Here is a 25,550-nt window from a genome sequence, read left to right as displayed (position 1 = left end):
ATGAGCATGCAACGCATCAAACGTCTGCTCTGGCGTCCATAACGTATTGTCCCGGACCACCAGTCGACCACCACTGATCAACGTCGACAACCAGCGCTCCTGAGCGCCGTCGAAGGCGAAGGACATGAACAGTAACTCACGGGTATCGACATCCATTTCATAGCGTTCGGCTATCGCCTGACAATGCTGGCGCAATGGACCGCGCGCTACAGCGACGCCCTTGGGTTTGCCGGTTGAGCCAGAGGTGTAGATCAAATAAGCCAGTGCTTGCTCACTAACGGATCTCGCCGGGAAATCAACCGGTGACGCCACGCTGCCCAACTCATCAATATTCACCCGGGTGACAGAGGGCGGACACGGTAAGCGGTCGCTCAACGAGCTGTGGCTGAGCAATACCTGCATACCCGAATCTTCGATGATCCATTCCAGGCGATCACGCGGGTAATCGATGTCCATCGGCACGTAAGCGGCGCCCACCTTCAGCGCTGCATACAGCGCAATAATGCTCTGAACGGAGCGCTCCAGACCGACGCCGATCACCGACTGCGGCCCCACGCCCAAGCCATGCAGCGCGTAAGCAAGCTGGTTGGCCCGCTGTTCGAGTTGCTCGCGCGTCAGCACCTCATCACCACAGACCACGGCCATCGCGTGCGGATCAACCTGCGCGTGACGGGCAATCAGTGCAGGCAGTGAATCGCTGTCTGCCTGCTTCGAGCCACCCTCCTCCTGACGGATCAAAGCATCTTCAGCGTCCATCATGCACAGGCTGCCAAGGGTCGCGTGCGGTTGTTCCAGCAAGGCGTTCAGCAGGGTCTCGAAACAGGTCATGACCTGCGCAGCGCCTTCATCGGTGAAGCTGTTGCGCAAGTACAGAAACTCGATCTGCAGGGTTTGCGCCAGTTCTACCGCCAGGTCCATCGCATAGTTGGTCACATCACGGGTGCTCAACTCGCCAAACTTCAGTTGATGGCTGTCGGTGTCGCGCAGACGCTCATCCACCGGGAAGTTCTCGAACACAACGATGCTGTCGAACAAAGGTCGGCCACCATGGCCCGACCAGCGCTGCACATCGGCCAGCGATGCATGCTCATGGTCACGCACTTCAAGGTTGAACGCTTGCAGTTGCGCCAGCCATTGATCTACCCGCTGCTGTGGCTCAGGCGCCTGAACGATGGGCAAGGTGTTGATGAACAGCCCAAGCATTTCATTGCAACCGCTCACCGCAGCCGGACGTCCGGCGACCGTGGCGCCAAAACACACCGACGCCTGCCCGGTAAAGCGCTGCAACAGCAACAGCCAGGCGCCCTGAACCAAGGTGTTCGGTGTCACACGCAGGGCCTGCGCCCGCTCACGCAAATGGTCGGTCGCTGCCTTGTCCCAACGCAGGTAATGCGCAGCGTGGCCACTAAGCGTTGCATCCGGCCGTGGATAAACCGCAGTCGCCAGTTGCGTCGGCCCTTCCAGCGCCTGGACGTGGGACTGCCAGAATGTTTCCAGAACCTTTGCAGGCTGGGCCTGTAGCCACGCGATGTAATCGCGATAGCGCCCGATACGTGGCCCTGACGCCTGTCCGGCGTAGCACTGAAAGACCTCGCCGAGCAGACGTGAGCTGGACCAGCCATCCATGAGGATATGGTGGCTGGTCCAGATCAACTGGTAACGCTGCTCCGCCAGATGAACCAGTGTCAGGCGGATCAATGGCGCGTTGAGCAGATCAAAGCCCTGCTCGCAGTCTTCGGTGGCCAGCGCTTGCAGATCGGTTTCGAGGTGACTGCGGTCGCGCCAATCCAGCTGTCGTACTGGCAACTGAGCGTTGCGATAAACAATCTGCACCGGTTCGGCCAGGTCACTTGCTGCCCAGAAGCCTGTGCGCAGGATTTCATGCCGCCCGATAACCGTGTTCCACGCGCTGATAAAACGCTGTGCGTCCAGCCCGTCAACAGCCACGTTGACCTGGCTGATGTAGAACGCTTCGCCCGGCATTTCGAGGGTATGGAACAACATCCCGCTCTGCATCGGCGAGAGTGGATAGATATCCTCGACCGCCGCCAGTGGGACAGGCAAGGAATCCAGCTGAGCCTGCGTCAGGCGTGTCAGCGGGAAGTCGCTGGGGGTAAAAGCCTGAACCGGTCGAACCACACAATGCTCGACTACCGCGCGCAGTTCTACGCAGAACTCGTCGGCCAGACCCTGAATCAAGCCTGTATCGAACATCTGCTCGCTGAAGGTCCAGCCCAGTTCAAGGGTGTCGTTGTAGACCTGCCCGTTGATGGTCAGCCAGTTATCCAGCGGAGCCGACTCATCGCGCTCGATCCCTTTGTTTTCCGAGACCGGCCTGAACAGGCTGTCACTGTCGTCAAAGCTGCCGTCGAACTGGCCGAGGTAGTTGAAAGTGATTCTTGGCGTCGCAACACCTTGCAGGGCCTGACGGGTCTGCGCATCGCCCAGATAACGCAACACGCCCAGCCCCAGCCCACGTTGCGGCACCGCACGCAGCTGCTCCTTGATGTTCTTGATGGAGGCTGGCAACTGCGCATGCGCGGTCAGCTTCACGGCAAACAGACTGGTAAACCAACCCACGGTGCGGGTCAGGTCAATGTCGTCGAACAGATCTTCACGGCCATGCCCTTCCAGCTGGATCAGCACATCGGCATGTCCGGTCCAACGCGCAATTACCCGCGCCAGCGCCGTCAGCAAAAGATCATTGACCTGAGTGCGGTAGGCCGCTGGAGCCTGTTGCAACAGGTGGCGGGTCGTTACCTGGTCGAGATGACAGTGCACAGTGGCGGCATGACGAACCTGCTGCGCGTCTTGACGACGGACATCAGGGAGACCCTCCGGAACACCTTGCAACTGCGTTTGCCAATAGCTGATCTGTTGCTGCATCGCGTCCGTCGATGCATGTTCCTGCAGGCGCTCAGCCCAGCGCTTGAGGCTGCTGGTGCGCATAGGCAGTTGCACTGGCGCACCCTCAAGGGCGAGGTTGTACAGGCGTTGCAGGTCCTCGAAGAGAATCCGCCAGGACACGCCATCCACCACCAGGTGATGAATAACCAGCAGCAGGCGCTGTTCGCCATCAGGCAAGTCAGCCAGCACTGCACGCAACAGCGGGCCATTGTGCAAATCAAGGCTGCGCTGGGCTTTATCGAAAAGGAGCGGTAACTGCGCAGGATCACCCACCTGCTCTGCCCACAGCATTTGCGTCGCATGACCGTCGATGACAGCACCAAAGGAGCCGATGTCGCCCTCGATGGACGGAGCAAACGTCAGGCGCAAGGCGTCATGATGATTGACCAACGCAACCAGAGCAGTGTCCAGCACATCAGCATCCAGCGCCTGACGCGGGGCCAGTAGCACTGACTGGTTCCAGTGCTGACGAGCAGGGATATCCTGTTCAAAGAACCATTGCTGGACTGGCACCAGTGGCATTTCACCAGTCACTGGCCCCTGATCCAGGCTTGGAGCGTCATCCTCCAACCGCGCCGTTTGCGCGAGAGCCTGAACGGTCTGACACTCGAACAGGTCTTTGGGCGTGAAACGAATCCCCTCCTGACGCGCCCGACTCACCAACTGAATCGACACAATCGAGTCGCCACCCAGCTCGAAGAAGTTGTCGGTAAGACCCACACGCTCCAGGCGCAGCACGTCCTGCCAGATCGTGACGAGCCTTTGTTCCAGTTCGCTATGCGGCGCCACGTAGTGTTGTTGGGCGAGGCTGGCGTCGGGTTTTGGCAGCGCCTTGCGATCGAGCTTGCCGTTGACGGTCAACGGCATACGTTCGATAAACAGCAGATGCGCAGGCACCATGTAGTCCGGCAACGTGGCTTTGAGTTCTTCCTTGATCTGCTCTCTAAGCCCGGCTTGCCCGCCAGTCTCGAAGACCTGCGGCACGATCCACGCCACCAGTTGCTGACCGCTCAGCCCGTCGATGGCCAACACCACAGCCTCACGGACGTCAGCACTGTCACGCAAACGCGCTTCGATTTCACCCAGTTCGATACGGAAGCCGCGAATTTTCACCTGATGATCGATACGCCCGATGTACTCGATGGAGCCATCGGCGCAGTAACGCGCCAGGTCGCCGGTGCGATACAAGCGCCCGCCCTGCGCTTCGAACGGGTTCGGTACAAAGCGCGTGGCGGTCAAGCCTGCGCGGTTCAGGTAACCACGGGCCAGACCCGCCTGCCCCACATACAGCTCGCCGACACAGCCGCGTGGCACCGGATGCAGATCAGCGTCCAGCAAATACCAGGACAAGTCAGGAATCGGTTCGCCAATCGGGCTTGCCGCCCCGGCTTGCAGGTCTGCCAGACTGACCGGGCGCCAGGTCACGTGCACCGTGGTTTCGGTGATGCCATACATGTTGATCAGTTGCGGGGCTTGCTCACCGAAACGATCAAACCAGGGGCGCAGGCTGCCGACATCCAGCGCTTCGCCACCGAACACCACGTAACGCAGTGAAGGTGTCGCGTCCGATGCGACCGCAACTTGCATCAGCTGCTTGAAGGCCGATGGCGTCTGATTCAACACCGTCACGCCTTCGCGGCACAGCAACGTATGGAAGTCCTCCGGCGAGCGGCTGGTTTCGTGCGGCACGATCAGCAGACGACCGCCGTGCAGCAGCGCACCAAAGATTTCCCAGACCGAGAAGTCGAACGCGTAAGAATGGAACAGGCTCCAGACATCGCTTTCGTTGAAGTTGAACCACTGCTCCGTGGCGCTGAACAGACGCACCACGTTGCTATGCGGCAGCAGTGCGCCCTTGGGTTGCCCCGTGGAACCGGAGGTGTAAATCACGTAGGCAAGGTTGTCAGGGCTCACCGACACCTGAGGATCGTGGCTCGGCTGTGCGGACAGGTCCGTGTCGATCAGCAAGGTGCGTACCGATGCATAAATCGGCAGCTGCTCACGCAAGTGGCTTTCAGTCAGCAACAACGACAGCCCGCTGTCTTCAATCATGTAGGCCAGGCGATCCTGCGGATAATCCGGGTCGAGTGGCACGTAAGCCCCGCCCGCCTTGAGGATCGCCAGCAGGCCGACAATCATTCCCGGCCCGCGCTGCACGGCAATACCGACACGAACGTCCGGCCCGACTCCGGCCTCGATCAGCAGGTGAGCGAGGCAGTTGGCCTGGCTGTCCAGCGCCTGGTAGCTGAGGCTCTGATCCCGGAAAGACACGGCCACCGCTTCAGGTGTGCGCGCTGCTTGCGCGGCGATCAATTGATGCAGGCACTGCTCGACCGGGAACACCTGAGTCGACGGATTCCACTGAGCAAGGCTTGCTTCGATGTGCGCATCGTCCTGCAACGTCAGCTCGCTCAAGCGCTGCCCGGCCTGACTGGCAGCCATTTGCAGCAGCACATGCCGAAGCTGGCCAGCGATCTGCTGCACGGTGTGCACCGGAAAATTCGCCTGGCGATAGTTGAAATGCAGTGACAGCGTTTCGCCCAGACCGACGATCAGGGTCAGTGGATAGTGAGTCTGCTCGTGGTTGTCGACCTTGCCGAAGGTCAATTCCTGCGGCGCTTCCTGTTGCAGAGCTTCCGACACCGGGTAGTTTTCGAACACCAGAATGCTGTCGAACAAGGCGTCGCTGCCCAGCCCTGACCAGCGCTGAATATCCGCCAGCGGTGTGTGTTCATGTTCGCGCAGCGCCAAGTTATCCGCCTGAACCGACTGCAGCCAATCACTCACCGACTGCTCCGGCTGCGGTGTAGCAATGACTGGCAAGGTATTGATGAACAGACCGATCTGCTGCTCGACACCTTTAAGCCCTGCCGGGCGCCCGGAAACCGTCGCGCCAAAGGCAACCGAGCGTTGTCCGGTGTAGCGCTGCAACAGCAGCAACCACGCCGATTGCACCACGGTGTTGAGGGTGACTTTTTGCTGACGGGCAAACTCGCCCAGTAATCGAGTCTGCTCGGCACTGAACACTTCGAAGTGGTCGCCGTGGGCCTCAACAGCTTCTTGCGCGGGCAAGTCGAGGGCGCGGGTCAGCCAGGCAGGCTCGTCCAGCACACTGAGCCGTTCCTGCCAGAACTTCTCGCTGAGGGCTGCATCCTGAGCCTGCAACCAGGCGATGTAATCGCGGTAGTTGCCACTGTGCTGCTCCTGGTATTCACCGGCATAGCGTTGCAGCACTTCACCGAGCAACTGCGAGTTGCTCCAGCCATCCATGAGGATGTGGTGGTTGGTGTAGATCAGGTGGTAACGATGCTCGGCAACGCGCACGGCCACCAGCCGCAGCAAAGGTGCGCGACTCAGGTCAAACCCAGCCTTGAGCTCAGCATCGGCCAGCCTGTGCAGTTCGTGGGCAAGATCGGTTGCGTGGCGCAGGTCGACCACCGTGAACGGCATGGCGATGTCTTTGAATACCACCTGTAGCGGACGTTCCAGACCGCCTTGCCAGTAGAACCCGCTGCGCAGAATCGCGTGCTGGTTCATGGCTGCCTGCCAGGCCTGACGGAAACGCTCGGGATCAAGGCCATCCACATCCAGACGCATCTGGTTGGTGTAGTCGCCACCCGCCTGTTCTTCATACAGGGTGTGGAACAACATGCCCTGCTGCATCGGTGCCAGCGGGTAGATATCTTCCACCTGAGCGGCCTGGAGCGGCAACGCGTCCAGTTGCTCCTGGCTGATGCGCGCCAGCGGGAAGTCAGACGGCGTCAGCCCGGCCTGCTGCGGATCGCAGCAATGCTCGATGACGCGAGTCAGTTCGGCGATGTACTGGTCGGCCAGTTGTTGCATGGCCTGCTCGGCGAACATGTCGGCACTGAAGGTCCAGGCCAGGCTCAACTCCCCGGCAAACACCTGACCGTTGATGCTCAGCCAGTTATTCAGCGGCGCATCGGCGCTCTGATCGGCCCCGCTGTTTTCCCGGGCCGGGACGAACAATGCATCCGCATCGTCAAAGCTGCCATCGAACTGGCCAAGATAGTTGAAGGTGATGCGTGGCGTCGGTAATGCCCGCAGGCTATTGCGGGTTGCTTCGTCGCCCAGATAACGCAGTACACCAAAACCGATGCCTTTGTCCGGGATCGAGCGCAGTTGTTCCTTGATGTGCCTGATCGAGTGTTTCAGCCCGGCTTGCGCAGTCAGGCGCACCGGGAACAGGCTGGTGAACCAACCCACCGTACGGCTGAGGTCGGCGTCTTCCAGCAGTGCCTCGCGGCCATGGCCTTCCAGTTGCACCAGGACGTCGTCACGTCCGGTCCAGTTGGCAATGACTCGCGCCAGGGCGGTCAGCAGCAGGTCATTGACCTGCGTGCGATAGGCCGCCGGTGCCTGTTGCAGCAACTGGCGGGTCAGCTCGGCCGAGAGCTTCGCGCCGACGCTGGTGCTCTCGCTGGCCCGAAGGCTGGCAGCGTCGTTCAGGGACGGCAGGTCTGTCGACGCGCCGCTCAGCAAAGACTGCCAGAAACCCAGTTGCGACGACAGGCCGCCGTTGCGTGTCAGGTCTTGCAAACCTTGCGCCCAGTGCTGGAAAGCAGTGGTTTTACCCGGCAATTGTACGGGTTTGCCTGATTCGATCTGGCGGTAAGCGCCCTGCAGGTCCTCGAACAGAATCCGCCATGAAACGCCGTCCACCACCAAGTGGTGAATCGCCAACAACAGGCGTTGTTCGCCGCCCGGCAACTCGGCGAGTACCACTCGCAGCAGCGGGCCTTGTGGCAGGCAGAGGCTGCGTTGCGCTTTGTTCAGCAGCGTCTCAAGTTGCGTCGCGTCGCTGACAGTTTCACACCACAACGGCGAATGCGCCGGGGCTGCATCGAAGCGGCCCAGATTGAAAGGCTCAGCGAACGTCAGACGCAAGGCATCGTGATGATTGATCAAGGCGTGTACGGCCTGGCTCAGCACTTGCGCGTCCAGACGTTGGCGCGGGTTCAACAGCACGGACTGGTTCCAGTGATGACGGTCCGGAATGTCCTGCTCGAAGAACCACTGCTGGATCGGCAACAGCGGCATGTTACCGGTCACCGGTCCCTGATCAATAGTCAGCGCGTCCTCGCCCAGTTGCGTCACCTGAGCCAGTGCGCGCACGGTCTGGCGCTCGAACAGGTCTTTAGGCGTGAAGCGAATACCTGCCAGACGCGCACGGCTGACCACCTGAATCGAGATGATCGAATCACCACCCAGCTCGAAGAAGTTGTCGGTAACGCCGACCTGTTCAAGCTTCAGCACGTCCTGCCAAACCGCTGCGATCTGCTGCTCAAGGGTGCTTTGTGGCGCGACGTAATCAAGCTGTGCCAGACCGGCATCCGGCGCTGGCAATGCCTTGTGATCCAGCTTGCCGTTGGCGGTCAGCGGCATGCGCTCCAGGAACAGCAGGTGCGCAGGCACCATGTAGTCCGGCAGGTTTTCACGCAGCGACGTCTTGATCTCGTCGCGCAACGCTGCCTGCTCCAGCGCTTCAGCGCTGTACTGTTGCGGCACAATATACGCCACCAGTTGCGCACCACTGGCCGCGTCATGAACCCGCACCAGACCTTCGCGAACGCTCGCCAACTCATTGAGGCGAGCATCGATTTCACCCAGCTCGATACGGAAGCCGCGAATTTTCACCTGATGGTCGATACGCCCGATGTACTCGATAGAGCCATCGCCGCAATAGCGCGCCAGGTCGCCTGTGCGATACAAACGCCCGCCCTGCTCGTCGAAAGGGCTCGGCACAAAGCGCGTCGCGGTCAGGCCAGCGCGGTTCAGGTAACCCCGGGCCAGACCCGCCTGCCCGACATACAGCTCGCCGACACAGCCACGCGGCACCGGATGCAGATCAGCGTCCAGCAGATACCAGGACAAGTCGGGGATCGGCGCACCAATCGGGCTTGCTGCCCCGGCTTGCAGGTCTGCCAGAGTGACCGGGCGATGGCTCACGTGCACCGTGGTTTCGGTGATGCCATACATGTTGATCAGTTGCGGGGCCTGATCGCCGAAACGAGCAAACCAGGGGCGCAGGCTGCCGACATCCAAAGCTTCACCGCCGAACACCACGTAACGCAGTGAAGGTGTCGCATCCGATGCGACCGCAACCTGCATCAGTTGCTTGAAGGCCGATGGCGTCTGATTCAACACCGTCACGCCTTCGCGGCACAGCAACGTATGGAAATCTTCCGGTGAGCGACTGGTTTCGTGGGGCACGATGAGCAGACGGCCGCCGTGCAGCAGCGCACCAAAGATTTCCCAGACCGAGAAGTCGAACGCGTAGGAGTGGAACAGGCTCCAGACATCGTTTTCGTTGAAGTTGAACCACTGCTCAGTGGCGCTGAACAGGCGCACCACGTTGCTGTGCGGGAGCATTGCGCCCTTGGGTTGCCCCGTGGAACCGGAGGTGTAAATCACGTAGGCAAGATTTTCCGGCCCGACGCTGACCGCAGGCGTTTCGCTGCTGTAAGCGCTGAGGTCAGCATCCAGCAGCAAAGTTGCAACGCCATTAAGGTCTGGCAATTGATCAACGACGCGTGGCTGGGCAAGCAGCAGCCGCAGACCGCTGTCTTCAATCATGTACGCCAGACGATCCTGCGGATACACCGGGTCCAGCGGCACATAAGCGCCGCCCGCCTTGAGAATCGCCAACAGCCCGACCAGCATTTGCACCGAACGCTCAGCCGCCAGACCGACCAGTACATCAGGGCCGACGCCTTGCTCGATCAAACGATGCGCCAGACAGTTGGCTCGCTGATTGAGTTCGCCGTAGCTGACGTGCTCATCGCCGAAGCTCAAGGCAACCGCATCAGGCGCGCGCTGGACCTGAGCTTCGATAAACTCATGCAGGCAATGCTCGACGGCAAAACGTTGTGGCCGGGGGTTCCAGGCCTGAATCGCTTGTTGCTGTTCTGCCGGGCTGCCACCTTGCAGGCTGCCCAATAGCGTCTCGCCGACCGCCATCGACAACTGCTGCAAAACGCGCGCGAAATGGGCGCTGACCTGCTCGATGGCTTCAGCGTCCAGATGCTCGCGCTGGTAATGGAAATGCACTGACAACGATTCACCCAGGCTGACCGCAAGGGTCAGCGGATAGTTACCCTGTTCGCGGCTGCGTACTTCACCAAAGCTCAACCCTTGGGGCGCCCCCTGCTGCAGCGCTTCGGACACCGGGTAGTTTTCGAACACCAGCAGGTTATCGAACAGCGCTTCACCGCCCTGTCCGGCCCAGCGTTGAATATCGGCCAGCGGCGTATGTTCGTGCTCACGCAAGGTGAGGTTGCGCGATTGCAGATCGACCAGCCAGGCCCCTAACGCTTGCTCAGGCGTCGCCGAGGCAATCACCGGCAGCGTATTGATGAACAGGCCGATCTGTTGCTCGATACCGGCAATGTCTGCCGGACGCCCCGCCACTGTTGCACCGAAGGCCAGCGTGCGCTGCCCGGTAAAGCGTTGCAGAGTCAGCAGCCAGGCCGCTTGCACCAGCGTATTCAAGGTGACTTTGCTCTGCCGCGCAGCATCAGCCAACGCGCGGGTCTGCCCGGACTCAAGGCGCAGGTAATGGTCAGCAAAACCGCTGCCCGGCGAGGCCGATTGCAATGCTTGAGCCAACAAGGTCGGCGCTGCAAGATCAGCGGTTTGCGCCGTCCAGAACACCTGATCGGCCGTCACGTCCTGACGTTGCAACCAACCGATGTAATCACGATAACGGCCGGTTTGTGGTTGTGCGGGCTGACCGGCGTATTGCTGCAGGACTTCACCGATCAACTGCGAGCTGCTCCAGCCATCCATCAAAATGTGGTGGCTCGTGTAGATCAGGTGATGACGTTGTTCGGCCGTGCGCACCAGTGTCAGCCGCAGCAACGGGGCCTTGCCAAGATCAAACCCGGCGAGCCGATCACTGTCCGCCAGAGCCTGCAATGCTTGCTCTGGCGCGGCGTGATCACGCCAGTCGAGAACCTGAAACGGCAGCTCGACGCGTTTGAACACGACCTGTAACGGCTGCTCCAGCGTGCCCTGCCACAGGAAGGCACTGCGCAGAATGTCATGTCGTTCGACGACGGCTTGCCACGCTTGCCGGAAACGCTCGGCATCGAGGTTCTCGACGTCAACGCACATCTGGTTGACGTACGCACCCTGCTGCGTTTGTTCGTAAAGGCTGTGAAACAGCATGCCCTGCTGCATGGGTGCCAGCGGATAAAGGTCTTGAACCTCAGAGGCCAGCAACGGCAAGGCGTCCAGTTGGGCCTGATCGATAGTAGCCAGCGGGAAGTCTGACGGCGTGAAACCACCGCTCTGATTGCTTACGCAATGGGCGATCAGGTCCTGCAGTTCGCGGCCGAGTTCATCTGCCAAATGCTGCACGGTAGCGCGGTCGAACATCTCCCGGCTGAAGGTCCAGCCCAGCTTGAGTTCACCACCGAACACCTGACCGTTGATGCTCAGCCAGTTGCCCAGCGGCGCATCCGCGCTTTGCTCGGCGCCAGCCGTTTCTTTGGCCGGGACCAGCAAGGCCTGCTCGTCATCAAAACTGCCGTCGAACTGACCGAGGTAATTGAAAGTGATCCGCGGCGTTGGCAAAGCGGCCATGGCTGCCTGGGTTGCGGTGTCGCCCAAATAACGCAGCGCGCCAAACCCCAGGCCTTTGTTGGAGATCGCCCGCAGTTGCTCCTTGATGTGTTTAATTGCTGTGCCGGTTTCGCCGTGGGCTTTCAGGCAGACCGAATAGAGGCTGGTAAACCAGCCCACGGTGCGGGTCAGGTCGATCTGTTCGAACAGCTCCTCGCGACCATGGCCTTCCAGTTGCACCAGCACTTCATCGCGGCCGCTCCAGCGCGCGATCACACGGGCCAGTGCGGTCAACAGCAAGTCGTTGACCTGAGTACGATAAGCCGTCGGTGCCTGCTGCAACAACTGCCGCGTGGCGTTGGCATCCAGCCGGGTATGAACAGTCTCGGCCAGTCGTTTGTGCAGCGCGGCATTCGGACGCTCGCAGGGAATGTCACCGTTGATACCGGACAGGCGCGTTTGCCAGCCTGCCAGCTCGACCGCCAGCTCATCACTCTGGGTCCAGCGCTGCAGCTGCTCGCCCCATGCTTTGTACGACGATGTTTTCGCAGGCAGGGCCAATGGTTTTTCGGCCAGCAACTGTTGATAGGCCAGTTGCAGGTCGTCGAACAGAATCCGCCACGACACGCCGTCCACCACAAGGTGATGCACCACCAGCAGCAGACGTTGACTGCCATCCGGCAGATCAGCCAGCACAGCCCGCAGCAAAGGGCCATTTTGCAGATCAAGGCTGCGTTGAGCCTCCTCGAACAAGGGTTCAAGCTCGAAGGCACCGTTAAGAGTGACCTGCCACAACAGGCTCAAGGCGCTGTCAGCAGCGTCCGCCAGCGGTTCGGCAAACACAGCCTGGTTCGATATGGTTTCGGGGAAGCGCAAACGCAGCGCGTCATGATGATTGATCAGCGCCAGCAACGCTGTACGCAACACTCGCGCATTCAATGGCTGACGAGGTTGCAGTACCACCGACTGATTCCAGTGATGCTGCTGCGGGATCGATTGGGCGAAGAACCACTGCTGAACCGGCAGCAGCGGCGTTTCGCCGATCACCGGCCCTTGATCAATCTGCTGCGCTGGCGCGCCACGTCGGGCGACCACCGCCAGCGCCTGAACGGTCTGGTGGAGAAACAGATCTTTCGGCGTAAACGCGATATCAGCCAGACGCGCGCGGCTGACCACTTGAATCGAGATGATCGAGTCGCCACCCAACTCGAAGAAGTTGTCAGTGACACCCACCTGTTCAAGCTTGAGTACGTCCTGCCAGATCGCCGCTATATCTCGCTCCAGTGCATCACGCGGGGCGACATAGTGCTGCTGCAGCTGGCTGGTATCTGGCAGCGGCAGGGCCTTGCGGTCCAGCTTGCCATTGGGTGTCAAAGGCATGCGTTCAAGGAACAACAGGTGCGCGGGCACCATGTAGTCGGGCAGCTCTGCTTTGAGCTGCACTTTGAGACGTTCGCGCAGATCGAGCTGCGCTTGAGGGTCGCTCAGAATATCCAGCGCATCAGGAACGATGTAGCCCACCAACTGCTGACCGCTCAGCCCTTGCTGAGCGACCGCCACGGCATCACGCACACCATCCAGCGCCAACAGCCGCGCCTCGACTTCGCCCAGTTCGATACGGAAACCACGCACCTTCACCTGACGGTCAAGACGGCCCAGATAATCGAACGTCCCATCGGCGCGCTGGCTGACCAGATCGCCGGTGCGATACAGCCGCCCGCCCCGGTCACTGAACGGGTCAGCGACAAAACGCTCGGCGGTCATGCCCGGACGGTTCAGGTAGCCGCGAGCCAGTCCCAAGCCACCCAGATACAACTCACCCGCCACACCCAGCGGCAACAGGTTCAGATCGGCGTCCAGCACATACGCGCTGCGCTCGCCGATCCGGCTGCCAATCGGCGCGTAGGACGCGCCACAATTATCTTCCGCGCCGGCCTTCCAGATCAGCGGCGTGACCACGGTTTCAGTCGGGCCATAGCCGTTGATGATGTACTGCGGCTTGAGGGCGCGCTTGGCCAGTTCGAAACTGGCCTGCGGCACTGCATCGCCACCAAAGCAATAAATCCGCACCGGCGGCGGGTTGCCATGACGCTCGGCGTGTTCAGCCAGTTGTTGCAGGTACACCGGCGGGAACGCCGCGACCGTCACCCCGTGCTCATGCATCGCCTGATACGTCTGCTCCGGCGTCCACAGCTCTGCATCACGGATCAACAGACGACCGCCATGGGTCAACGCAGTCAGCCAGCGCTCGTGGGCGCCGTCAAACGCAAACGACATGAAATGCAGTTCGCAATCGGCAGGCGTCATCTCGTAACGCTCGCCGATGGCCCGGCAATGCATCGCCATCGGACCGTGAGCCACGGCCACGCCTTTGGGCAGGCCCGTCGAACCTGAGGTGTAGATGACGTAAGCGAGATGATCGGCATGCAGCGCTACAGCCGGATTCGTCACAGGTTGCGCACGGTTGTCGAGCTGATCGACTTCCAGCACTGCAAGATCATCTGGAATCGGCAAGCGCTGACGCAACAGCGAATCACTGAGCAACAGCGCCATGCGGCTGTCACGCATCAGATACGCCAGGCGCTCTTGCGGGTATTCCGGGTCCAGCGGCGCATAGGCGCCACCGGCCTTGAGCACGGCCAGCAGCGAGACGACAATCTCCAGGCCGCGCTCCAGCGCAATACCGACGATCACGTCAGGCCCGACGCCCTCTTCGATCAGACGATGCGCTAGGCAATTGGCCTGTTGGTTGAGTTCGGCAAAGCTCAACGTCTGCTTGCCGAAAATCAGCGCGGTGGCGTCCGGCGTTTGCTGAGCCAACTGCTCGATGCGCTGATGCACCAGCAGTCCGGCGACATGCTTGTCGTTGAGGCCGTTGCGCTCCAGCAGCAGATGATCCAGTTCACGCTGGCCGAGCATCGGCAGCGCGCCAATGTGCTGCTGCGGATCGGCGACGATACCTTGCAGCAGATTGAGCCAATGCTCGCTCAGGCGCTGTACGGTGGCGGCGTCGAACAGGTCGGTGGCGTAGGTCAACGACGCCCACAGGCCCTCGGCGCTTTCCACCGTGTCCAGCGTCAGGTCAAACGAAGCGTTGTGGCTGTCCCACACCAGACCTTCGATGATCAGGCCCGGCAAGCGGGTAGCACGCTGGCCACGGGCATGCTGGTCATCGCTCTGGTGGTTGTACATCACCTGAAACAGCGGGCTGTGGCTCAGGCTGCGCTCGGGATGCAGCGCTTCCACCAATTGTTCGAAAGGCAGGTCCTGATGCGCTTGCGCACCCAGTGCGGTTTGCCTGACCTGTTGCAGCAGTTCGCTGAAACGCTGGGTAGCATCGAGTTCCGCACGCAGCACCTGCGTATTGACGAAGAAGCCGATCAAGCCGTTGGTTTCAACCCGGTTACGGTTGGCGGTGGGCACACCGACGCGAATGTCTCGCTGCCCGCTGTGGCGATGCAGCAGAACCTGAAACGAGGCGAGCAACAACATGAACGGCGTGACGCCTTGCGCCTGGGCAAGGGCCTTGAGCTGACGACTCAATTCAGCGTCAAGCGGCAGGTCGAGTCGGGCACCGCGATGGCTTTGCGCGGCCTGACGCGGGCGGTCCGTGGGCAGCTCCAGCACCGGCTGTTCGTTGCCCAGTTGTTCGGTCCAGTACGCCAGTTGCTGCGTCTTGCCGCCCGCCTCCATCCAGTGCCGTTGCCAGATTGCATAGTCGGCGTACTGAATGGGCAGCGCAGGCAACTCGACCGGTTGCTGCTGACTGAAGCCGACGTAGAACTGCACCAGCTCATCGACCATGACCTGCATCGACCAGCCATCGGAAACGATGTGGTGCTGGACCATCACCAGCACATGGTCATCCGCCGCCAGTTGCAACAGCGTGATGCGCAGCAACGGACCGTTGGCCAAATCAAATGTCAGCCGGGTCTGCCCTTCAACGAACGCTTGAATCAGCGCATCGCGCTCATGCGCTGCATGGCCTGGCAGCGTTTCCCCCGCCAGCGTCAGTTGGCCTTGAGCGTGAATCACCTGATGCGCACGCTCGCCGTCGTGGGCAAAGGTCGTGCGCAGCGTGTCGTGGCGTGCGACCAGCGCGTTGAACGCCTGCTCCAGCGCGCCGGTATCCAGTTCGCCCTGCAGACGCAGTGCCGTGGGCATATGGTAGGCGCTGCTGTCCGGCTCCAGTTGCCAGAGAAACCACTGCCGTTCCTGAGCGTAGGACAAGGGCAGAACATCCAGTTCTGAACCCAGCGCTGATCTCACTTCAGGGATCGGCAGGTTGGCGGGCGATACCCGCTGCTCCAGCATTTTTTCCAGGTACGCCTTGCGCTTGTCCAGCGGCAGCAGGATGAAACGACGGGCGATACGTGCAGCAGCGGCCTGATCCATCACGCCTCCTCCATTTCGTCGAGCAGGGCTTCGAGGCCATCAAGGGTCGAGGCCTCAAGCGGCCCGCCGAGGGCTTCCAGTTGCGTAGCGAAATCCCCCAGAACCGGGAATTGGAACATCAGTTGTACAGTCGCTTTCATACCAAGCTCGAGTTGAATGCGTGAGACCGTGCTCACGACCAGTAAGGAGTGGCCGCCCAGCTCGAAGAAGTTATCGGTGCGACCGACCCTCTCCAGCTTGAGCACGTCTTGCCAGAGCGCGGCGATGCGCTGCTCCAGTTCGGTACGCGGTGCGGTCCAGGTGTTTTGCAGTTGGCTGAAGTCCGCAGCGGGCAGCGCTTTACGGTCCAGCTTGCCGCTCGGGCTCAGCGGCAGACGCTCCAGCAGCATCAGGTGCGCCGGGATCATGTAATCGGGCAGGCTACGTTTGAGCTGCACTTTGAGCCGGTCGCGCAGCGCCTGAGCCTCTTGCTCGCCCTTCACCACCACGTACGCCACCAACTGCTGACCGCCAACGCCATCGACCGCCAGCACCAGCGCTTCGCGGACCTCGTCCTGCTCCAGCAGGCGCGCTTCGATTTCCCCCAGCTCGATGCGGAAACCGCGAATTTTTACCTGGTGGTCAGTACGCCCGGCGTACTCGATCACCCCGTCGGGGCGATAGCGCGCCAGATCTCCGGTGCGATACAGACGACCGCCCTGCCCGTCGAATGGATCGGGAATGAAGCGCTCGGCGGTCAGGTCAGGACGATTGAAATAGCCGCGTGCAAGCAGGCTGCCCCCGATGAACAACTCACCGACTGACCCGATCGGGACTGGTTGAGCGTTTTCGTCGAGCAGATAAATACTCCGGCCTGACAGCGGCCTGCCAATCGGCATCATTAGCGGCACGTCGTATTCGCCGCGAATATAGGCCTCGCAGTCCAGCGTGGTGGCGGTCACTGTCGCCTCGGTCGGGCCATAGGTATTGAGCAGGGTCACGTGCTCCAGGCCCGCGTCGCGCCAGGCCTGAATGCCCTCCGGCGGCATCGCTTCGCCACCGGTGTTCATCTGCCGCAATGCGCCGTAATCCCTGATGCCCTTGGCAGCAAAGTCGCGGATCAGCAGGTGCCAGTAGGAGGTCGTCAGCCCCACCACGCTGATGCGTTGCTCGATCAGATGACGGTGGAAAGTTTCACTGTCCCACAAGTCAGGACCACGCAATACCACGACCGCACCGCACGTCAGTGCCGGGAAAAGCTGCTCGACGAATGTGTCGAAGTTGAACGTCGAGAACTGCAACACCCGGTCCTCGGCCGTCAGGTTGTAGAACCCGCGGGAAACCCGGGTATGCCCGCTCAGCGCCGACTGGTCGATGCCCACACCTTTGGGGCGGCCCGTGGAACCCGAGGTAAACATCACGTACGCCAGATGATGGCCGTGCAGCTTGTTCGGCAGATTGGCTGTCGACTGTGCTTGCCACTGCTCGGCATGGTCCAGGCACAGGCAGGCCACGCCTTCGGGGATCGACAGGCTGTCGAGCAAAGACGTCTGGGTCAGCAGTAACCGCAGACCGCTGTCCTGCATCATCTGGTGCAGCCTTTCCTGCGGGTATTGCGGGTCCAGCGGCACGTAAGCGCCACCAGCCTTGAGCACCGCAAACACGCCAATGACCATGTCCATGCCGCGCTCGGTGGCGATACCCACCAGGCTCTCCGGGCCGACATCCAACGCCCGCAACGCATGAGCCAGCTGATTCGCCCTGGCATTGAGCTGGCTGTAGCTCAGTTGACGATCATCATGGACCAGTGCCACAGCGTCCGGCGTCAGGCTGACCTGATGCTCGAATGCCTCATGCACGCAGGCAAAATCAATCGGACATTCCTCGACCCGGTTCCAGTCGCGCACCACTTGCTGCTGCTCAGCCGCGCCCATCATCGACAGTTCGCCGATACGCTGGCCCGGCTGGGCAACAATGGCAGCCAACAGGTTCTGCCAGTAATCGCCAAGGCGCTGAACGGTTTGTGCGTCGAACAGATCGGACGCGTAAGTCAGGGTGGCCTTGAGGCCGTCCTCGGTTTCAAAGGTGGCCAGCGACAGGTCGAACTGTGCGCTGTCATTCTCGACGCCGAGGTTCTCCAGGGTCAGGCCGGGCAGATCCAGATTGCGCAATACGCTGTCATCCACCCGGTTCTGGTGGTTGAACATGACCTGGAACAACGGGTTCTGGCTGAGGCTGCGTTCCGGCTGCAAGGCCTCTACCAATTGCTCGAAGGGCAGGTCCTGATAAGCCTGGGCGTCCAGTGAGGTACGGCGGACCTGTTGCAGCAACGTGTCGAAACCCTGCTGACCGTCCACCTCGGCGCGCAGCACCTGAGTGTTGACGAAGAAGCCGATCAATTCCTCGGTTTCGATCCGGTGACGGTTGGCGACCGGCACACCGACACGAATATCGCGCTGCCCGCTGTAACGCTGCAGCAGGATCTGGAACGACGCCAACAGCAGCATGAACAATGTGGCGTTGTGCTGCCCGGCCAATGCCTGCAAGGCTTCGCTCAGTTCGAGCGGCAGACGCATTTCGACCCGCCCGCCACGGAAGCTCTGAATCGCCGGACGCGGCCGGTCAAGCGGTAACTCCAGTACCGAATCACCGCCACTCAATTGTTCCTGCCAGTAAGCAAGCTGGCGCTCGCGCTCACCGTCCGCGAACCACTGACGCTGCCACAGGGCGTAGTCGGCGTACTGCACCGGCAAGGCTGGCAGGGTCAGATTCTGCCCGGCGATCAGCGCGCCGTAGCCCCGCAGCCATTCCTCGATCAACAGCGTCAGCGACCAGGCATCGGAAACGATGTGATGTTGTACCAGCGTCAACACATGATCGTCGTCAGCCAGACGCAACAGCGCCAGACGCAGCAACGGATCGCTTTCAAGATTGAACGGCTGGCGTGTCTGTTCGGCAATGAACGCCCGGATATCGGTATCGGGAGCGGCGTCCTGCACTGCGATGGAGAGCTTCAACTCAGGGAGTATCTGCTGACGCGGCTCGCCATTCTCCTGAATAGAGCCCTGAACGAATCGGGTACGCAGGCTTTCGTGACGAGCGATCACGGCGTTGAGACTGCTTTCCAGTGCCGCCCGGTCCAGCGGGCCTCGCAAACGCAGAGACATGGGAATGTGATAGGCCGCGCTGCTCGGCTCCAGTTGCCAGAGGAACCACAAACGCTCCTGAGCAAACGAAAGCGGTGCCAAATCACCACGGGTGAACGGCTGTAATGCAGGCACACGGCGCACATTCAACTCACTCAGTGCCTGAGTGAAACCGCCCAGCGTGCTGTGCTCGAATAGAATATCCAGCGGCACCTCAAGGCCCAGCGCCTCGGCGGTGCGAGCCACCATCTGGGTCGCAAGCAGCGAGTGGCCGCCCAGTTCGAAAAAGTGATCGTTGAGGCCTACCTGCTCCAGACGCAGTACTTCACTCCAGATCTGCGCGACCTGACACTGCAGATCGGTTTGCGGCGCCTGCCAGTCTTGCTCCCTGGACACTTGCGGTGCAGGCAGAGCCTTGCGGTCGAGCTTGCCGTTCGGGCTGAGGGGCATCTGATCCAGCAGTACAAACTGGTTGGGCACCATGTAGCCTGGCAGCGCCTGCTTGAGCAGCGCCTTGACCAGCGTCAGGTCGGTTTCGCCGGCCTCCAGTACCAGATAAGCAACCAGTTGCTGGCCCTGATCATCGGTGTGCACCACGACAGCCGCGTCCTTGACCAACGCTTGCTCCAGCAGCCGCGCTTCGATTTCACCCAGCTCGATACGCTGGCCGCGAATCTTCACCTGGTGATCGAGACGGCCCAGATATTCGATAACGCCATCGACGCGATAACGCGCCAGGTCGCCGGTACGATACAGGCGCTCGCCATCACCAAACGGGCTGACCACAAAACGCTCGGCGGTCAGCGCCGGACGACGGTGATAACCACGGGCCAGACCCGCGCCCTCCAGATACAGCTCGCCTGCCACACCCGGTAATACCGGTTGCAGCGCCTGATCGAGAATCCAGGTGTGCAGGTTGGCAATCGGCTCTCCGATCGGCACGCTGTCCAGCCCTTCGTCACGGCAGGTCCAGTGCGTCACGTCGATGGCAGCTTCGGTCGGCCCATACAGGTTGTAGAGCGCGGCGTGAGGCAATCGGGCAAACACCTGATTCTGCGCGTCGACCGGCAGCGCTTCACCGCTGCAAATCACCCGCCGCAGGCTGACGCAGCGTTGATGCGGCAGCGCCTGCAAGAAAACCTGGAGCATCGACGGCACGAAATGCAGGGTGGTAACGGCATGTTCTTCGATCAGGCGCATAAGCTTCGCCGGATCGCGATGGTCACCCGGTTGGGCCACGACCAGCTGTGCGCCGGTCATCAGCGGCCAGAAGAACTCCCACACCGACACGTCGAAACTGAACGGCGTTTTTTGTAGCACTGTGTCCCGTGCCGACAGGCCGTAGGTCTGCTGCATCCACTGCAGACGATTGGTCAAAGCGCTATGCCGGTTGCCCGCGCCTTTCGGCTTGCCGGTGGAACCCGAGGTGTAGATAACGTAGGCCAGATTCTCGCCATCCAGATCGATCTCCGGATTGCTGTCATCAGCGGCCTCGTCAGTGTTCAATGGCGCCTGCAAGACCAGAGTTTTAACGGAATCAGGCAACTGACCTGCAAATTCAGGCTGGACCAGCAGCAACTCGATGCCGCTGTCCTCGATCATGTAAGTCTGACGCTCTTGCGGGTACTCCGGATCAATCGGCACATAAGCGCCACCCGCTTTGAGCACCGCCAGCAACGCCACAACCATTTCGATGGAACGCAGGGCCGCGACGCCGACCAGCACGTCCGGCCCAACACCCTGCTCAATAAGTTGTCGGGCAAGACGGTTGGCCGCGCGGTTGAGCTGGCGATACGTCAGCGACTCAGCGCCAAACACCAGTGCTACGGCGTCAGGCGTGCGCTGGACCTGAGCTTCGATCAAGCGCTGTACGCAGACTTCATCGGCATAGCGAACATCGGTGGCATTCCAGCGCACTGCACGCTCGACGTCCTGGCTGGCCAGCATCGGCAGATCACCCAGCGCACGCTGGTCGTTGTCGATCATGGCTTGCAGCACACGCTGCCAGTGAGCGGCCAAGCCTTCGATGGTGGCGGCGTCGAACAATTCGGCGGCGAACACCAGCGCGACATCAATGCCTTGCGGGGTTTCCAGCGTTTCCAGGGCAAGATCGAACTGCGCGGCCGCACCCGGCAGCGGCATTTCTTCAGCGCGCAGGCCGGGCATGCTTGCGCCGGTTGCGGTGCCGCCCAGTGTGCTCAGGTGGTTGTACATCACCTGGAACAGCGGGTTGTAGTTCAGCGCCCGATCCGGATTGAGCGCCTCTACCAGCTTCTCAAAGGGCAGGTCCTGATGAGCCTGAGCTGAAAGCGTGCTGTCCTTGACCTGATCCAGCCACTGCTGCACGGAAACCTGCACGTCCGGCTGCAAACGGATCACCAGCGTGTTGACGAAGAAACCGACAACCGACTCTAGCTCCTCGGCATTGCGGTTGTTCACCGGCACGCCGATGCGCAGGTCTGACTGACCGGAGTAACGCTGCAACACCAATGCGAAAGCGCCAAGGAATAGCTGGAATAACGTCACGCCGTTGCGCTGAGCCACTGCACGCACGCCACTTTCCAGCACGCTCGGCAAACGCAATGCAACCCGGCCACCACGATAGCTGCGCGTCGCAGAACGCGGACGGTCCAGCGGTAGCTGCAGCAATTCGTGGTCATGGCCCAGACGCGCCGTCCAGTAGTCCAGCTGACGTTGCAGTTGACCCTGCTCCAGCCAGGCATGTTGCCATTGCGCGTAATCGGCGTACTGCACCGGCAAGGCTGGCAAAGCGGGCTCGCGCTGCTCGGTAAACGCCTGGTAATACTCGACAAACTCGTGGACCAGCAGGCCCATTGACCAACCGTCGGAGGTGATGTGGTGCAGGGTCATGACCAGCACCGCCTGCTGCTCGGCAATCGTGATCAGCTTGACCCGCAACAACGGCCCATTGGCCAGATCGAACAGCCGCTGGGTTTCCTCATGAATGGCTTGTTCAACAGTGGCGTGGTCTGCCCCCGGCAGGGCTTGCCGATCAAACTGCACCGCAGCCGTTGGCTGAACCTGCTGATAGAGCACGCCGTTCTGCTCGATAAAAGTGGTGCGCAGCGACTCATGGCGAGCCAGCAATGCATCGAAACTGCGTTGCAATGCTTGCAGGTTCAGATCGCCGCTCAGCTTCACCACCAGCGGCGTGTGGTACGCCGTGCTGTTGGGCTGCATGGTCCAGAACAACCATTGCCGCTGCTGGGCAAACGACGCGCGCAATGGCTGGGAGCGATCAGCCGGGAGCAACGCCAGGGTTTGAGTCTGAGGCGCCAGTTGGTCAACCACGGCGGCGAGTTGCTCAAGGTTTTCAGTGTCGAACAGCGCCCGCAGTTGCAGGTCGACACCGAACTGGCGACGCACCCGGGAGACGATCTGCACCGCCAGCAAGGAATGGCCGCCCAGATTGAAGAAGTTGTCCTGCAGTCCGACTTGATCGACCTTCAGCACTTCAGCCCAAATAGCGGCAAGGCGAATCTGGCTGTCGGTGTGCGGCGCGATATGCGCTTGCCCCTCGCTGGCGCGCTCAGGCATCGGCAAGGCGCGTGCATCCAGCTTGCCGTTGGCCGTGAGCGGCAATCGTTCCAGGGTCATGAATTGCGTGGGCAACATGTAATCCGCAAGGCGCTCGGCCAGATACGCCTGTACCGCCTCCAGCGAACCCGGCACCGACCAGACCAGCCAAGCGGCAATGCGTCGGCTGCTCTGCTCACCGACTACCTGCACGGCAGCGTCCTTGATCAACGGATGACTGCGCAACGCAGCAAGTACATCGCCCAGATCAATTCGGAAACCGCGAATCTTCACCTGATGATCGATACGCCCGATAAACATCAGGCTGCCATCGGCCTGCTGCCGAACCCGATCTCCTGTGCGATACAGACGAGCACCTGGTGCGCCGAACGGGTCTGGCACGAAACGCTCGGCGGTCATCGCTGCCTGCCCGAGATACCCCCGCGCCAACTGAGCGCCGCCGATGTACAACTCGCCGTCACTGCCCTGTGGTTTCAACTGCAGGGCGCTGTCCAGCACGTAGGCCTGGACATTGGGCAACGGGCGACCCAGCGCAATCGAGCCAGAACCTTCGACAGCCTTGGTCAGCACGCCGACGGTGGTTTCGGTCGGTCCGTAGTGGTTGACGATCCTGCAGTTGCCCAGCGCTTTTACTTTGTCGATCAGCGCAGGCGAACTGGCTTCGCCGCCCAGTACCAGACAAGTCTGCGGCAACACATTTTGCGGTGCCTCACCACTGAGCAGCGCTTCAAGATGAGACGGCACGATCTTCAGCACATCGATGGCATGCAGGTTCAGGTAATCGCCAAAACGCTGCGGATCGAGTGCCACATCGGCTTCGATCACATGCAACTCACGCCCGGTGCACAGCGCCGCAAACAGCACGGTATGCCCAAGGTCCGCCGCCAGCGTGGAAACGATGGCCATGCTGCGGGCCTGCTCGATTGGCAGCGTCTGCACGATGCCCTGTACATAATTGAGCAATGCGCCGTGGCTGACGGCGACGCCTTTGGATTTACCGGTGGAGCCGGAGGTGTAGATGACATAGGCGAGCTGCTGTGGATCGATGATCAATGCGGGTGCCTGATCGCTCTCGTCGCGGGTCACGCCCTCAAGCGCCAGTACCTTTATCTCGTCGCTGACCGGCAACACGGTATGTTTCGGACTCAACAGCAAACGCACGCCGCTGTCAGCGATCATGTCGGCCAAACGGCGCGGCGGTAGCTCAGGATCGAATGGCACATAGGCCGCGCCCGCTTTCCAGATGGCGAGCAACGCGACCAGAGTCTCCAGGGAGCGCTCGGCGACCAGGCCTACCCGGCTTTCAGCGCCCACGCCTTCAGCGATGAGCCTTGCAGCAAGGTGATTGGCACGGTGATCGAGCTGTCTGTAGCTCAACTGCTGACCGGCGAACACCAGCGCCGTCGCCTTCGGCGCTTGCAGGGTTTGCGCCTTGATCAGCGAGAGAACGCTGTCGCTGACCGGGAAACCCTGCTCAGTCTGGTTCCAGTCACTGCGTTGCTGCGTACGCTCTGTGTCGTCAAGCAAGGGCAGATCGCCCAGTCGAGCCTGCGGATCACGAACCATGGCGCGCAGCAGGTTCAACCAATGACGGGCCATGCGCTGCACGGTGTGCGCGTCGAACAGCTGGCTGGCGTAGGTCAACGAGGCAAACAGCTTGCCGCCGCGCTCATGAGTGGTCAGGGTCAGATCAAATGGCGTGGTCCGGTTTTGCCACTCCAGCGGGCTCAGCTCCAGACCATCGCCGACTTTCAGCACTTCGATATCAGCGACATTCGGCAAATGGTTGTACATCACCTGAAACAGCGGGTTATGGCTCAGGCTGCGCTCCAGTTTCAGTGCATCCACCAGACGCTCGAACGGCAGGTCCTGGTGCGACTGCGCGCCAAGGGCGGCTTCCTTCACGGAGGCCAGCAACTCGCTAACCCGCGTCTGGCCGTCCAGTTGCGTGCGCAACACCTGAGTGTTGACGAAGAAACCAATCAGACCCTCGATGTCACTGCGATTGCGATTGGCGACCGGTACGCCGACACGCAGATCGGTCTGATCGCTGTAACGGTGCAACAGCACGTTGAACGCGCCGAGGAGCAACATGAACAGCGTGACGTTCTGCTGACGGGCCAGCTCACGCAGCTCACCTGCCAGTGCTTCGTCGATCACAAAGTCATGCCGCACGCCACGATGATCCGGCCGCGCCGGACGTGGGTGATCGGTGGCCAGCTCCAAAGGCGGATGCTCGTCCCCCAGTTGCTTGAGCCAGTAACCCAACTGGCGATCCTGCTCCCCGGCTTCCAGCCAGCGCTGCTGCCACAGGGCGTAGTCGCTGTACTGAACCGGCAGCGGCGCAAGCTGAGCGGTTTCGCCACGGTCATGAGCGTCATAAAAACGCACGAACTCGTCGATCAGCACATTCATCGACCAGCCGTCGGAAACAATGTGATGCAGGGTCAGCAACAGCACATGGTGCTTTTCAAGCTGGATCAGCGTGACACGCAACAGCGGACCGTTAGCCAGATCAAATGGCTCGCGGGACTGCCGTTCAGCTTCTTCAGCGACTCGAGATTCCTGCTCTTGGGGTTTCAGGTGACGCCAATCCTTGTGGATTACCTGAAATGGCGTAGTGGCCGAAATCAGCTGTACGCCGTCGTCCTTTTCAGCGAAGGCGGTGCGCAGGGTTTCGTGACGCTCTATAAGGCTGCCAAACGCCTGCTCCAGCGCTGTTTTGTTCAGCGCACCGGTCAGACGCACCGCACTGGGCAGGTTGTAGGCGCTGCTTTGCGGGTCAAGCTGCCAGAGAAACCACATGCGCTGTTGGGCAAAAGACAGGACTCGCTCTTGCTCGGCAGACACGCCCTGAGGAATGGGAAACAGCGAAAAATCGACGCCTTCACGCTGCAGCCCCTCGAGAAACAGCCGCCGCTTTTGCAGGGGCAACTCGATAAAACGGCGGGCTAGTTTCAAGGCGTCTTGTGCATTCAT

At 61.0% G+C, this 25,550-nt stretch carries 2 protein-coding genes (1 of these 2 running past the window's edge); both read right to left on the bottom strand.

All coding sequences use genetic code 11. The annotated features are described in order from the left end of the window. Positions 1-15,888, bottom strand: partial view of a non-ribosomal peptide synthase/polyketide synthase gene (locus tag ACYASS_RS12910; protein ID WP_463586416.1) — the 5' portion only. It extends 1,872 nt beyond the left edge of the window; the window shows 15,888 of its 17,760 coding nt (coding positions 1-15,888); it begins with the start codon at positions 15,886-15,888; the stop codon falls past the left edge of the window. Continuing rightward, positions 15,888-25,550, bottom strand: a complete 9,663-nt coding sequence (locus ACYASS_RS12905) for an amino acid adenylation domain-containing protein (RefSeq protein WP_463586415.1) — start codon at positions 25,548-25,550, stop codon at positions 15,888-15,890. Before ACYASS_RS12905 ends, ACYASS_RS12910 begins: the two co-directional genes overlap by 1 nt.

It is taken from the genome of Pseudomonas sp. HP_14, from assembly GCF_055283875.1.
This window is presented reverse-complemented; position numbering and strand designations above follow the sequence as displayed.

What these genes read in the sequence shown, in the direction of transcription:
- ACYASS_RS12905 (WP_463586415.1), bottom strand. Translation starts at nt 25,550, where the DNA reads ATGAATGCACAAGACGCCTTGAAACTAGCCCGCCGTTTTATCGAGTTG.